Below are 13,371 nucleotides of genomic sequence, written 5' to 3'. Positions count from 1 at the left end.
CCATTAAAGGAAAATAATAACTTAAAAACCCGCGCTATCAAGATAGGCGGGCTTTCTGCTGTTCTTCTCTCATCCACTGTGCAATCTGCCGTTTACGCTCCAGAAAAGCGGATTCCTCCGTAATTTCTTCTCGTCTTGGGCGATCAAAAGGAACATGTACCTCGTGCAACACTGTTGCAGGTCGGTTGGATAACACATAGACCCGATCCGCAAGCAGCAGTGCTTCTTCGATATTATGGGTGATGAACAGCACCGAGCGGCGGTTCTGTTCCCAGATATCGAGCAGCCAGCGTTGCATGTCGCTACGTGTCAGTGCATCCAGCGCGCTGAAAGGTTCGTCCAGCAGCATGAGTTCCTGCGGACTGAGCAGGGCACGCAAAAATGCAGCACGCTGCTGCATTCCGCCAGACAGCATATGAGGGTATGCTTGCTCAAACCCGGCAAGACCCACGCTGCTTAACCACTTACGAGCTTCCGCAAGAGCTTCAGCCCGAGGAGGAGCGCTTGAAGCTACTTCACCAGCAAGTAGTACATTATCTTCAATGGTACGCCAAGGGAAAAGAGCGGGTTGTTGAGGCATATAACTAATCTTGCCACGTTGTCCCGTTACATTCTGACCGTTCATAAGCACTTGGCCTTCCTGTGGCTTCAGCAGACCGCCGATGATGTGGAACAGGGTGCTTTTGCCACAGCCGGATGGTCCAACGATAGCGACAAACTCGCCTTGCTCCACAGTCAGGGACAGGCCGTTCAGAACCGGTAACCTGCTCCGCCGTTCACGGAATGATGCATGAACATTAACAACGTCCAGTGCAGGTGGAACCGAAGCAGGAGTCGTATTGGCAGGTCGATTAGGCGTAGCCGAGTTTAACTTTTCACCGTGCGTTGGCTCCACTACACTTGCTCCTCGTCCAGGCTGGACTTGTTCGTCCTGTTGCCGATTCATATGGTCATCACTTCCTAATATACAGATTACTTCTTTATTATCGCTTCTGTGGCCGCCAGCGCACGAGTAGCTTCTCCAGCAGGGCAATGAACAGGAAGAGCAGCAAGCTGAGCGCGACAATAATCATGATCGCCACGAATAGGCGATCCGTGCGATAAGCCGACTTTTGCAGCATCATATAATAACCAATACCCTTGTCTGCACCAATCCATTCGGCGATGATGGCACCCATCACGCTATAGGTAGCGGCAATTTTGACACCGGAGAACACGGATGGCAGCGCATGGGGGAGCTCCAGCTTCCAGAAGATATGGTGACGTTTCGCACCAGCCATGCGCATATAGTTCATCATCGCGGCGTCAGTACGGGTCAAGCCATCCATGGCCGCCACTGCAACGGGGAAGAAGCAGACGAGGATGATCGTAATCAGCTTGGGCAACAGCCCGAATCCGAACCAGATTAACAGGAGTGGCGCGAGCGCGATGGTCGGGATATTTTGACTAAGAATAAGTAAAGGGTACAGGGCTGACTTGAGAAAAGGGACCAAATGCAGCACCATCGCTATCAGTAATCCGACCGCTGTGCCAGCCGCGAATCCAATCAGCGTTAACTGAATGGTTGCGGAAGCGTGTATGCCAAGCCGTTCGGCCTGGGTTGCCGCTTCGCGGGCGATGTCGGACGGTGCAGGCAGCATCCATTTCTCAATATGGAAGAGGGAGACGGCTCCCTGCCATATCGCTATAAAGAGAATAACCGCCACAATGGGCGGCCATACACTTTTGAAATAGGCAGGCATTAGCGATACTTCTCCGTCAGGGTGTCCATGCTGAAGCCGGTAGGGCTATGGGCGATTTTGATCTGGGAGATGATGCTTGGGCTGCCAGCCTCCACGAGTACCTCGTGCATTTTACGGACAACTTCCAGCAGTTCCTCCAGTTCCCCCTCCATCGTGGTGTCGAGCGCGTTCACCTGATATTTCAGGCCGGATTGCTGAATAACTTCAATGGCGCGATCAACGTATGGATAAGAGTTCTCGCCATTTGGCGTTTTCGGAATAACCTGAATGCTAAGTAGTGTGCTTGCCATGAGAGATCACGGCTCCTTTCGAAAATATATAAAATGAACTAATGACGGTTACACTTGCCACTTCGATGACAGAATAACCCTCCAATCGCTGTTATCCCCAGATTTTTTTTGATTCCCTTCTCTAAAGGGAAAATCCGGTGATAAAGGCGACCGCTTCGCTTTTTCACGTTATTTCTGTCCTCTCCGTCCTCGTGTAAATATTAAGTTCGTTTTATATGAGAAATTTTATTGGGGTAAAAAATCGTTCGTATATGCTTTGCTCACATCGATCTGTTCATCCAGCAGTTTTTTGCTAAACATCCAGTCGGTGTAGTTCTGCCACACTTCCTGTTTTTGCTCACCCCAGCGCGGGGCGTCATCTGTGTACTTGGGACTAAGCCACTTCTGGCTTGCCAGGACCAATTCCTTGTCCAGATCCGGTACAGCCTTGATCAGAATGTTCGCTGCGTCTTCGGGATGATCGATCGCATATTGATACCCTTCAGAGGTGGCTTTCAGGAATGCTTTCACCAACTCAGGGTCGTTTTGGATCGTCTGCTCGTTTGTTACGAGGACAGGCGTGTAGTAATCCAATGCATCTGAATAATCCTTCACATATAACATGTCGATTGGTTCCCCGCGAAGTTCGGCTTCAATCCCCGTCCAAGCGTAGAAAATCCATGCGAAATCAATGTCTCGTTTTACTGCGGTGAAAAAGTCGGCATCACCCATGTTAATGTTTTTCACTTTGGATACATCGGCTCCGTCGCCTTCCATAATGGATTGCATCACGGCTTCTTCCACTGGGGAACCCCAACCGCCATAGGTTTTGCCTTCAAAATCTTTCGGTGATTTGATATTCCTATCCGCCGGAGCAGCGAACCCGGATGTATTATGCTGAATAACTGCTGCAATGGAGACGAGAGGCACACCCTGTGTGCGGGCTTGAGTTACACTCTCCTGATAACTTACGCCAAAAGGCACTTCGTTCGATGCAACCATCGTATCTGCGCCACCGGCACCTGGTTGTACAATCTCCATGTTTAAGCCTTCGGCCTTGTAAAAACCTTGATCTACAGCCGTATACAGGCCGGTATGATTCGTATTCGGTGTCCAGTCGAGCACCACTTTAATATCTTTCAGGGCGGCAGTGTCACCTTCGTTACTGCTTTCCGCATTTGTGTTGCTGTTCTGTTCTGCCGGGGCAGCTTCTTTGCCACCACATGCGGCTACAGTCACCATAAGCACGCATAAGAGCAACAATCCCATCGTTTTACGCCATTTCATCTGTGGTTCTCTCCTTCGGTATGTCCGGCCGAGTGGCACGGGGTACTCCTTGGCTTCATATCCAATCATCTTGCATAAATCGACAGATTTATACCAGTTGAGATCTGGATAACGTCACTTTTTTTAGCTCTCTGGCTATATAAAAGAACATTAAAAAAGCGTCCCGTAATCCGGGACGCGTGCAGGCGTTAGAGAGGTGGCGTTCAGCCATAGGGCTGTGCCATTTCGATATACTCCGATTCCTACGCTGGCATGATCCAGATCAGGTCTAAGGGTTAGTATCTTGGTGGGATACACTCTCAGCCGGCCAATTCCGACTCCCCTGGGAAACTATGAAGTTACGGGCATTACTAGGTGTAATTATAGGCCAGCCGGTGGAACGTGTCCAGTCAGGAACTGGATGGGTACACGTATGAACTTATCTAACAGGCCGATATACATATGTATAACAGCCTGTTTGGATGTGTTATTTTCATTAATTATCGTGGCGAATCATATAAGGCAATCTGGCTGAGTGCAAAAGCATCGGATTTTTCGCAAATCTTGTTGTTGGAATATATTGGTGATCAATGTATAATCGAAGTGCATACTATCGAAAAATGTATGAATTTAGATTTTTTTTGTATATTCCCACATCCCCCTGAGCCGATAAGGAGTAAATATATGAGCCAAATAAATGTAGTTCAAGAGATGGATGAACTTAAAAAGGTATTGTCCTATTCAAAAAATATAGGTTTCTTTTTTGGAGCAGGAAGTTCTTGTGCATTTGGGCTACCTAATATTTACAGATTAACAGATTATGTTGAAGAAAGCCTTAATAGTAGCCTTAAGCCACACTTTACAAGTCTTAAATATAGCTTAGCTAGTCTACATGCTGGTAGAAATATTAGTGTAGAAGATATATTAAACTATGTCCGACAAATAAGAGAGATAACAGGGGAAAAAGAAGAAAGAGAATATGATGGAATAAATGGAAGAGTCGCTCAAATGTTAGATGAACAAATATGCAAAAAAATATTTGATATCATTCAAGCTAAAGAGCAAGATGCAGATATTACTGATCTCAGGAAATTTTTCGCATGGCTTGACATTGCGAATAGAAATAGCATTAAAGAAATTTTTACCACTAACTATGATTTATTATTAGAAAAAGCTATGGAAGATAACCGAATTCCATATTTTGACGGATTTGTAGGTTCATACGAGCCATTTTTTTGGCCAGAGAGTATTGAGAAAATAGTAGGTAACAATGATTTGACTTTTAACTGGATAAGATTATGGAAAATACATGGTTCTTTAAACTGGGAGTTTAGAAAAGACAGTTTATCCGACAACTATAAAATTGTTAGAAATGGAAAAGTTGATGTACCAGAAAATGAACTTGTGGTTTACCCTTCAAAGGAAAAATATAATTTATCTCGTAAGCAACCTTTTATTGCATATTTTGATAAATTAAAACACTATTTATTGCAAGGAGAACGTCTCTTTATATTTTCTGGTTATTCTTTTTCAGATCAGCATATCAATGAGATTATTTTCAATGGCTTAAGACAGAATCCTCGGCTATATGCAGTATGTATGTGCTTTTCGGATGAACAAGTTGATTTTATGGAGTCAATTGCCATAACACATTTAAACCTTTGTGTAATGGGTCCAAAAAAAATGATTACTAATGGCAGGCTGTATCAATGGAAATATGATGATAGTATCGGAAATGCCAACGAAAGCAGTTTTTATTGGGACAAACAAGAAGATAAATTCATACTCGGCGATTTTAAAAAATTATCAGCTTTTCTCATTTCTAATTCAGGGAAGAAAAAGAGCATAGAGGAGGCTGTGCATGGAAAATGATATTACTTTTTTAGGGAAAATCATCCGAGTCGATTCAAATATTGTAGAAGTAGAAATTAGTGATAACATCCCATCTTCTAGCCCAATAATAGAAGGCAAGGTATACAAAATTGGTCAAATAGGAACTTTTGTAAAAATGCCTATTGGTAATGTAGTTTCGTATGGAATTGTATCAAGTGTAAGTAATACTCCAAGTAAGATTAATGACAGTGAATTAAAACAAGCAATTGGATCACGATTTCTAACCGTTAACTTAGTTGGAGAAAAGATAGGTAACGGAGATTTTGAAAAGGGGATTGGTCTATATCCAACTATAAATGATGAAGTCCATATTGTAACAGAGTCTGATTTAGTGGACATATACGGAAAGGGAAGTTTGGGTTCCACTCCTATTGGAAAACATTCGTCATCGGATAATTTAGATGTATTTGTTGATGTACATAAACTTGTACTTCGACATGCAGCGATACTAGGTTCAACAGGAAGTGGAAAATCAAATACTACCGCGGGGATGATTAAAAGAATTATCAATGATTATTCAAACTCAAGAATGGTTCTTATAGACCCCCATGGGGAATATGCAACCGCTTTTCCTGAAGCCAAGGTTTTCAAAATCAATGATACACATAACCCACTATATATTCCTTTTTGGCTTATGAATTTTGATGAATTAGCTTATTTTCTTGTAGGAGCAAAACCCACAGACGATCAAAGGCCTGAGTACAGACTACTCAGAGAGTTGGTTGTCCAGTTAAAAAAAGAAAATTATAATTTGAAGGCGGGAAACGTTAATCAAGATTATATTACTGCTGATTCACCGATACCATTTAACTCTAGGAAACTATGGTATGAAATGAATTGGTGGTTAAATGCAAGTTTTTCTTCAACTAAAAAGGATGAGCAATCTAAAGAGGATTCCAAAAAATATCTTAAAACACTGGAAGGTCAAGTAACTGAAGATTTTGGAGACTATGAAAATCTTCAGGGAGCAAAATTCCATTCTCATTTAAATACTGCTCCAAATTCACCTCCATTTAAAAGCCAACATAACGAGTACTACTCCTATGAAAAAAAGCTACTTAGCAGACTGAGAGACAGCAGGTATAACTTTATGTTTCATCCAGGTGATTACAAGGACGCAGATTCTCCAAAGGACCTGCATAACCTGCTTAATGAATGGATTGGTAGTCATCAAAGGCTAACAATTCTGGATTTAAGCAATGTCCCGTTTGAAGTACTGGACATAGCAGTTGGTTTAATAACACGTTTTGTATATGATAGTATGTTTTGGGGACGAAATGAGATTAGTACAGGTAAAAATAGACCTCTGTTTCTTGCCTATGATGAAGCCCATTCATATTTAGGTAAGAACGATGCCGCTAGCTATGCTAAGGTTGCTGTAGAAAAAATCTTTAAAGAAGGTCGGAAATTCGGATTGGGTGCTCTTGTAATCTCACAACGACCTTCAGAAATCTCAGAAACAATACTATCACAAGTCGGAACCTTCATAGCTCTTAGACTTACTAACTCCTCAGATCAGTCAATTGTAAAATCTTTAGCACCGGATAACATGAATAGTTTGATAGATTTATTACCATCTTTAAGAATTGGAGAAGCAATCGTTGTAGGGGAAGCTATTAAAATTCCTTCTAGAATTCGGCTTCCATTACAAAATCCTAGGCCGGATAGTGCTGATCCTAAGTTGGTTGAACAATGGAAAATTGAATTTGCGGAAGACCTTCAGTGTTACCAAAAAGTAGTAACCAAAATCAGAGAACAAAAATTATAGGGAGGCATTTTCATGGATAGAAAATATGTTGAATCTTCAATGATAACTAACATTGGTTATGATGAATCTCAAGCTATTTTGGAAGTGGAATTCAAGTCGAACGGACATGTGTGGCAGTACTATGACGTGCCAGAATATATCTGGTTTGAAATGAACTCTGCACCTTCAGTTGGTAAATATTTTCATGCTAACATTAAAAACACATATTCTGAAAGTAGAGTAGGTTAGCAATCGTACGGGGCAAACTTTTTAAAAGTATGCCCCATTTCCTAAATATTGATCTTTTTGCTCTATATTTCTTAAAAAACTCATGGTCTTCCAACGGTATGTACTGAAATACATAAAACACCCTATAAAATATCATGTTCTCAAATGTTGGGGGTGTGTTTTCCGGATTAAAATAAAAGCCCTAGGAAGTTCCCTGATAGTAATAATGATTAACATACCATTAGTTAATCATTTGCAATATATGATTTTATTTTATGCTGATGCATGTCACGGACATTACAACTTTTACTCGCTTATTAAGGAAATGCCTCTAATACCTCTCATTTAGTATCTATTAATTCGTAGTCCAACTCTATCATTGTCGATATACAAAGTATTCTCTTTGCTATCAAGCAGAAAGGGCTTCTCATTTTCTTCTAGTCCATCTTTTGCATATTCTCTAATTTTTCTTGGTAAAATTAAACTTAACTTATAATCACAATGGAATTTCCATAAATAAATTAGATTATGTAGAGATTCATCTGAAAAAAGACGAAAAAGATGGTCGGATAAATTTACTTCATAAAAAGATTCCCCTTGAATTACTAGCTCACTATATTCAAAGTGTTCATTATTTAAAAATCCTAATAATCCCGTGTAGTATTTGCTTGTTAGTTGACGAAGCAGAATACTATCAAATTCAATTGCATCATTTAAAGGGTCATAATATTTACAGCGTATATTTTTGTAAAGGTTGTATGAAACACAAGCTACTGTAAAATTAACAGGTATCCCGCCTGTTTGGGATTGAATTTTATGAGTTTGCATATCGCCAGATCTACCAGAGTATCCTTTCGCTTCAAGTGCAAACATTCCACTTTTCTTAAATGCAAACAAGTCAGGTCTTCCACCTTTTAATGCCATTCCTTTCATTTTCATCGCAGCCTCATAGTTAACTGTAAAAATGCTTTGATCTATACGTTTTGATAGAAAGTCTGCTATAGCTTTACCCGCAAGATTTGAAAATTGTCCCTTTTCAGTAGGATCAGAAAGTTCGATTGAAGGTTCCGAAAATCTATCCTCATAAAATGCTTTCCGTTGAATATAGCTACTATAATGGAGAAACATAGAAATTGTTCTTATAAGTTTTTGTGGTTTCGGAGCGTACCCTTGCCCAGCTATACCTAAGTGCTTTGCAAAAGCAATTCTTGATAAGATATGAATCTGATTATTTATTTGTCCATTAACATCTTTATACTCTACTCTTATCTTCAATGTGTCTTTCTCCTCGTAAAAGCATATAGTAAATCATACATTTATTAAACAAGCCTGCTGATTATCCAAAATCTGCAACTAGAATGAACGTTTCTAACCATATAATGAATTTGTCCAATGTAAGCTATTCAAAAGGCAGTGGAGTGTTTTCAAAATCAATTCAAATTCACGAGAGATGTATGGGACAAGAGAAATCTTTTTCTTTACTCCCTCCGATCACCTTATAAATTATGGTTTCGACATTTCCCTTTCTTTTCCCTCTTTAGAGTAATTAATATATGAAAAAACCACTTTCGCTTATAGCACCAAAGGTGGCTTTTTAAGCAGATTTATTGATGGTTCCAATGATTTTGAGTTTACCACATAAAAAAAGAATATCTATGTGTGGTTTCCAGATCGTGAACGTCAATGCCGGACGTGGTCGATGCGCTTTTGAAAACTCATCGTGGTAATCCCTCTTATGATACTTGAATGTATGAGGATAATATTTCCTTTTTATATTAAAGAGTATGATAAATTTGTAATAATTAGTTATCAAGTGGGAAATGTAATGATGTGTACAGGAATGGTTGTGGTCATGATGTTCTTCAATCTATGGCACAGTGGGTTACTCGGCAAGATGTCCCCGCTTGAAATATTACTTCAATTCATATTATGTTTTGTCATCGCGTTTCTGGTGGAGTCTTTCATTGTTGGCCCTGTGGCGAGAAAGATTGCATTCTCCATGCCCTTCGACAAGTCCAATAAAATTCTAGGAGTGCTCGTCATGTCATTTTTTATGGTAATTGGCATGGTTCTGATCATGTCCATGTATGGAATGATTTCGGCATATCTTGCGGATCAGTTAAGTGGGGGTTCTATATTCCGTACCTATCTTCAGACGATCGCTCGTAACTTCAGCTTGGCGCTTCCATATCAATTGATCATTTTGGGGCCAATCGTCCGATATGTATTTGGTAAATTCATCAAGGACAACGGGCCAGTAATGCCTGTCGTTAACAAAAGTGTGTGATTCGGCTGGCGCTAAGTATTTCCTGGGCAATCTTGTGCAAATGAATAGATCGTATTCTCACCTTTAATGAAAGGTGATCAGAGAGACAAAGATAGGGCACTTCCCACCATGATAACAGCGCTAACGAATCGAGGACACCTTATTAGGCCAGTTTTTAGGGAATGAAAAATCTAACGAATCTCAGCGGCGTTATTATGCAAAAAACCTCCAACGAGACCTTGAATTTTAGATAATTACCTATAATAACGTCTCTAGGATTCGTTAGATTTCAAATATCCTGAAATGCAGATAAATAGCGTGTGCTAGGTTCGTTTGCACAGAAGCTACAACAAAATGTCCACCGTCAGGTCATGGCGGTGGACATCTCAATCTCTATAATAGGTATTCTATTTCTAATTCTAATTCTCAGGACTGCATCGACACATAACTGTTAAGTCGCTGGATCCACCATATGTTTGTTCTGCCATTGATACGTGATTACGCTAATGACAAGCAGGCCAACTGCAAAGATCGCAAGCATCCATGCAGATTGATTAACCGCCAGATGATCAAGACTCCATCCCGTGGTCAAAGGCAGAATGGCACCGCCAACCCCACCTGAGGCAATCAAAATGCTGGGTGTGGATTCTTCAGTTCCGGGCAGCAGTTTATTGGCGAAGACAAGGGCAATGGAGAAAATACCTGACATCGCTAGTCCAAGCAGTAAGATGATGAGAAATGCAGACCAGATTTGGTTTGTAAATGGAAATACCATTAACAAAAGAACAGATGCGAGACAACTGTACAGGACATAGACGCGGTATTGGAATTTTTCTGCGATATATCCGGCGAAGAGTCGTCCCACGGACATGGCAATCCAGAAACAGGTGACACTAAGCGCTGCTCCGGCTTCCTTCATGTTCATTTTCTCAATCAGGATCGCCGGCATGAAGTTCGCAAGACTCATTTCTGTGCCAACATATAGGAAGAAGAACAGAACGAATAATACCAGAAGAGTCCTGTTACGGCCACGATAGGTTGGACTGGGTGTACTTGCAGATGCGGGATGCATCTCACCCGATGTCCCAGCAGAGTGCGTATTTACGGAAGCATGATTTGAATTCTGTCGCTCCAGAAACTTATCGAGTTCACCGAATGATCCTTTTGCCCAGAAAACAAAGGTCAGCGCTGCGCAGATCGCAACAACGAGAAAGGAAAGGCGCCAGTATCCGGCAGCAATCAGACCGCTGGCAATGAGCGGCATGACCATCGCCCCGATCCCGAATAACACTTCCAGTCGACTCATGGCAACGGCTGTATTGTCTTTGATTGCAGCGATGATAATGGTACCAATGACTGCTTCAACCATTCCGAACCCAAAGCCGGCAGCGGGTGCAATGACGAACATCCAGCCCCATGGTGGCAGCAGCATATAGGATAATTCTGCAATACAGAGCAACGCTGTGGCGATTAACAGGCCCCCGCGTTTACCAAAGCGTCTGTTCAGCCATGGAGATAACAATACACCACCGAGGAATCCGGCAAATTGAGCAAAGATCAGCGTTCCGCCTTGGCTATAATCTTTGCCGTAATGTTCAAGTGCAACCGGTAAAATGGAACCGAGCACAACGTGGGCAAGTCCAATCAGGAAATAGGACAGACATCCGATCCAAAGTAATTTTTTCATAAAGAACTCCTTCTACTTATATACATAAATTGAGGATCACAATAAAGCGCAATCTTGAAGACAAAGTCTATCATAACAGGACATGTTACGATGTGCCATGAATTCCTGATCTATACAGAAGGTTGCAATTTGGTCCGGCGTTCGTATATACTGAGACCAACAATTACAGATCGGACCATGCCGTTGAAGAGAATCCAACTCGGAGGCGTTTTCGCCAGGGGAGCGATATTTCCCCAAGTTAACCGGAACCGCCCGTTATCGCGGACCAAGAGGCTGGAAGCAGGATATCCTGATTCAGCAAGTTGGGTGGCACCGCGAGCAGAGCGCTCCTCGTCCCAAGGGATGAGGGCGCTCTTTGCATTTTTACAGCCAAAGGAGACGGTGACCATGTTGGAAATGAAGTGGATTCGTGCACATGAAGAAGAGGTTCAGGCGGCAGCAGACGGGAAAAAAATTAATATCAGCATTCGCACATTGCTGGAGCGGGATGAGGAACGCAGAGCACTTTTGCAGGAATCGGAAGAAGGGCGCAGATTGCGCAATACGTTATCTGCAGACATTGGCAGACTCATGCAAGCTGGGGATCGGGAACAGGCCGAGGGTTTGCGGGCTCAGGTGAAACAGATCAATGAACAGTTGGAGCAGGTGGAAGCGAAGCTCGCCCCTGTGCAGGAGGAAGTAACCAAGCTGCAATGGCTGGTACCCAATATCGTATCCCCGGATACCCCGAAAGGCACGTCGGATGCGGATAATGTGGAGCTGCGACGTGTGGGAGAGGTGCCGACGTTCGAGTATAACACCAAAGATCACGTGGAACTTGGGGAATTGCATGATCTGATCGATATTCCCCGTGGAGTTAAGATTGGTGGTACGCGAAGTTATGTATTAAAGGGCGCAGGTCTCTTATTACATCGGGCAGTACAGCAACTTGCGCTGGATCTGTTGCTGAAGCATGGCTTTACACCGATGGAGGTTCCGCTGATGGTCAGGGAGGATGCGCTGGTGAACACCGGATTCTTCCCAACCGGTCGAGATCAGGTCTATGAGCTCGAAGGGGAGAACAAGTGGCTGGTGGGAACTTCTGAAGTGCCACTGGTCTCGTATTATGCGGATGAGATTGTTGATGTTCAAGAGCCTGTGAAGCTGGCCGCGGTATCGACGTGTTTCCGCAGTGAAGTTGGCTCCGGCGGACGTGATGTACGCGGATTGTATCGGGTGCACCAATTTGCCAAAGTTGAGCAGGTCATCCTCTGTGCCCCTGATGCGGAAGAATCGGAGCGCATGTTGCAAGAGATTACAGGACACGCTGAAGAATTGCTGCAATTATTGGAACTGCCGTATCGTGTTGTCGCTGTATGTACCGGGGATATGTCGCAGAAAACGTACAAACAGTATGACATTGAGACCTGGATGCCAAGCCGCGATGCATATGGAGAAACGCATTCGTCGTCGAATCTGCATGATTTTCAGGCTCGCCGTTCGAATATTCGTTGCCTGGATGCCGAAGGCAAGTTGGCCTATTGTCACACGCTCAATAATACGGCGGTAGCGTCGCCGCGTATCCTGATACCTTTGCTTGAGAATCATCAGCAGGAGGATGGAAGCATTCGCATTCCGGCAGCCCTGCGGCCCTATATGGGCGGGGCCGAGAGCTTGATTTTGCCAGAGCAGGATGAAGTGAATTAGAAAGGTTAGTTAACGCTCTAGTAATTCAAAAAGGGGATGTTCCAAACGTCATGTTGCATGTGACGATGGACATCCCCTTTTCAACGATAACACTATTTAACGAACCGATCTCCTACTATGTTGTGCCAAATATAACTGATGGTTAGTGCTCGGACCTAAGATATAGCTTTCTTAATCAGAATTTTCTTCGTTTATGTAAATAAATAAAATTATTTCTTACATGTTAATGCAGCTTCCATTCACGCTCGTTAATGATTTCAATTTGTCCAGATTCAAGGGCTTTTTTGAAACGATTGCGGGCTGTTTTCATCAATAGAACCATTTCGTCTTCAGGACGAATCTTGGTGGATGTCGAAGTGACTATAGCTTTCATACGTTTACGGTTATTTTTAGGTGAAACCATATCAAGCAAATTCTTTTCGATCATACATACCCCACCCCCATCTTTTAGGTTTATTAAAACAGTATTACGCGGCCTTCCCATATTATACAATGAAAATCATGAATTGTTCCAAGACTCTCACTTACGACATTCAACTTTATGCAATTCATATCCGATATAATATAATAGAAGTAAAATATTGGAT

The 13,371-nt window shown here is 42.5% G+C and carries 12 protein-coding genes and 1 riboswitch; of the genes, 5 read left to right on the top strand and 7 right to left on the bottom strand.

From position 1 onward, the window contains the following. Nucleotides 1–37 precede the first annotated feature (37 nt). From NSQ38_RS02610 to NSQ38_RS02595, 4 genes are all read right to left on the bottom strand, one after another. Entirely contained in the window at nucleotides 38–946 is a 909-nt protein-coding gene (locus NSQ38_RS02610; RefSeq protein WP_339786840.1) for an ABC transporter ATP-binding protein, read from the bottom strand. 37 nt (nucleotides 947–983) lie between these two features. Next, nucleotides 984–1,742 (bottom strand): ABC transporter permease, encoded by a 759-nt coding sequence (locus tag NSQ38_RS02605; protein WP_339786838.1) that lies wholly within the window; start codon nucleotides 1,740–1,742, stop codon nucleotides 984–986. After that, nucleotides 1,742–2,032 carry a thiamine-binding protein gene (locus tag NSQ38_RS02600; protein ID WP_017690996.1) on the bottom strand — a complete coding sequence of 97 codons (291 nt, stop codon included), beginning with the start codon at nucleotides 2,030–2,032 and terminating at the stop codon, nucleotides 1,742–1,744. Before NSQ38_RS02600 ends, NSQ38_RS02605 begins: the two co-directional genes overlap by 1 nt. A 225-nt stretch (nucleotides 2,033–2,257) precedes the next feature. After that, nucleotides 2,258–3,298 (bottom strand): ABC transporter substrate-binding protein, encoded by a 1,041-nt coding sequence (locus tag NSQ38_RS02595; RefSeq protein ID WP_339786833.1) that lies wholly within the window; start codon nucleotides 3,296–3,298, stop codon nucleotides 2,258–2,260. A gap of 221 nt (nucleotides 3,299–3,519) precedes the next feature. After that, nucleotides 3,520–3,632, bottom strand: a riboswitch (TPP riboswitch). A gap of 107 nt (nucleotides 3,633–3,739) precedes the next feature. Here NSQ38_RS02595 and NSQ38_RS02590 point away from each other — a divergent pair. The 3 genes from NSQ38_RS02590 to NSQ38_RS02580 are packed head-to-tail and all read left to right on the top strand — an operon-like array spanning nucleotide 3,740 to nucleotide 7,166. Continuing rightward, nucleotides 3,740–5,149 (top strand): SIR2 family protein, encoded by a 1,410-nt coding sequence (locus NSQ38_RS02590; protein WP_339786830.1) that lies wholly within the window; start codon nucleotides 3,740–3,742, stop codon nucleotides 5,147–5,149. Next, nucleotides 5,139–6,938 (top strand): ATP-binding protein, encoded by a 1,800-nt coding sequence (locus NSQ38_RS02585; protein WP_339786827.1) that lies wholly within the window; start codon nucleotides 5,139–5,141, stop codon nucleotides 6,936–6,938. The genes NSQ38_RS02590 and NSQ38_RS02585 overlap by 11 nt, the downstream gene beginning before the upstream one ends. A 12-nt stretch (nucleotides 6,939–6,950) precedes the next feature. Next, a complete protein-coding gene (locus NSQ38_RS02580; protein WP_339786824.1) occupies nucleotides 6,951–7,166 on the top strand; it encodes a KTSC domain-containing protein in 216 nt (71 codons plus the stop codon). 324 nt (nucleotides 7,167–7,490) lie between these two features. On the opposite strand, the gene NSQ38_RS02575 is transcribed toward NSQ38_RS02580, so the two are convergent. Continuing rightward, nucleotides 7,491–8,420 carry a hypothetical protein gene (locus tag NSQ38_RS02575; RefSeq protein WP_339786821.1) on the bottom strand — a complete coding sequence of 310 codons (930 nt, stop codon included), beginning with the start codon at nucleotides 8,418–8,420 and terminating at the stop codon, nucleotides 7,491–7,493. A 550-nt stretch (nucleotides 8,421–8,970) separates the two neighbouring features. Here NSQ38_RS02575 and NSQ38_RS02570 point away from each other — a divergent pair. After that, on the top strand, nucleotides 8,971–9,432 hold the full coding sequence (locus tag NSQ38_RS02570) for a hypothetical protein (protein ID WP_339786819.1): 462 nt from the start codon (nucleotides 8,971–8,973) through the stop codon (nucleotides 9,430–9,432). Nucleotides 9,433–9,862: 430 nt separating this feature from the next. On the opposite strand, the gene NSQ38_RS02565 is transcribed toward NSQ38_RS02570, so the two are convergent. Continuing rightward, a complete protein-coding gene (locus tag NSQ38_RS02565; RefSeq protein WP_339786816.1) occupies nucleotides 9,863–11,098 on the bottom strand; it encodes an MFS transporter in 1,236 nt (411 codons plus the stop codon). A 387-nt stretch (nucleotides 11,099–11,485) separates the two neighbouring features. Here NSQ38_RS02565 and serS point away from each other — a divergent pair, with 387 nt between their 5' ends. Then, the gene (gene serS, locus NSQ38_RS02560; RefSeq protein WP_339786813.1) at nucleotides 11,486–12,784 is read left to right on the top strand and encodes a serine--tRNA ligase; all 1,299 of its coding nucleotides are present in this window, start codon (nucleotides 11,486–11,488) and stop codon (nucleotides 12,782–12,784) included. Nucleotides 12,785–13,007: 223 nt separating this feature from the next. Here the strand turns inward: serS and NSQ38_RS02555 are convergent, their stop codons facing one another. After that, nucleotides 13,008–13,211 (bottom strand): hypothetical protein, encoded by a 204-nt coding sequence (locus NSQ38_RS02555; RefSeq protein WP_062837211.1) that lies wholly within the window; start codon nucleotides 13,209–13,211, stop codon nucleotides 13,008–13,010. Nucleotides 13,212–13,371 lie beyond the last annotated feature (160 nt).

This window comes from Paenibacillus sp. FSL R7-0313, assembly GCF_037969885.1.
In the GTDB taxonomy this organism is placed as follows: Bacteria; Bacillota; Bacilli; order Paenibacillales; family Paenibacillaceae; genus Paenibacillus.
This window is presented reverse-complemented; position numbering and strand designations above follow the sequence as displayed.

Excerpts from the sequence above, each read along its gene's own strand:
- NSQ38_RS02610 (WP_339786840.1), bottom strand. The coding sequence starts at position 946 with ATGAATCGGCAACAGGACGAACAAGTCCAGCCTGGACGAGGAGCAAGT.
- NSQ38_RS02605 (WP_339786838.1), bottom strand. The coding sequence starts at position 1,742 with ATGCCTGCCTATTTCAAAAGTGTATGGCCGCCCATTGTGGCGGTTATT.
- NSQ38_RS02600 (WP_017690996.1), bottom strand. The coding sequence starts at position 2,032 with ATGGCAAGCACACTACTTAGCATTCAGGTTATTCCGAAAACGCCAAAT.
- NSQ38_RS02595 (WP_339786833.1), bottom strand. The coding sequence starts at position 3,298 with ATGAAATGGCGTAAAACGATGGGATTGTTGCTCTTATGCGTGCTTATG.
- NSQ38_RS02590 (WP_339786830.1), top strand. The coding sequence starts at position 3,740 with ATGTATAACAGCCTGTTTGGATGTGTTATTTTCATTAATTATCGTGGC.
- NSQ38_RS02585 (WP_339786827.1), top strand. The coding sequence starts at position 5,139 with ATGGAAAATGATATTACTTTTTTAGGGAAAATCATCCGAGTCGATTCA.
- NSQ38_RS02580 (WP_339786824.1), top strand. The coding sequence starts at position 6,951 with ATGGATAGAAAATATGTTGAATCTTCAATGATAACTAACATTGGTTAT.
- NSQ38_RS02570 (WP_339786819.1), top strand. The coding sequence starts at position 8,971 with ATGATGTGTACAGGAATGGTTGTGGTCATGATGTTCTTCAATCTATGG.
- NSQ38_RS02565 (WP_339786816.1), bottom strand. The coding sequence starts at position 11,098 with ATGAAAAAATTACTTTGGATCGGATGTCTGTCCTATTTCCTGATTGGA.
- serS (WP_339786813.1), top strand. The coding sequence starts at position 11,486 with ATGTTGGAAATGAAGTGGATTCGTGCACATGAAGAAGAGGTTCAGGCG.
- NSQ38_RS02555 (WP_062837211.1), bottom strand. The coding sequence starts at position 13,211 with ATGATCGAAAAGAATTTGCTTGATATGGTTTCACCTAAAAATAACCGT.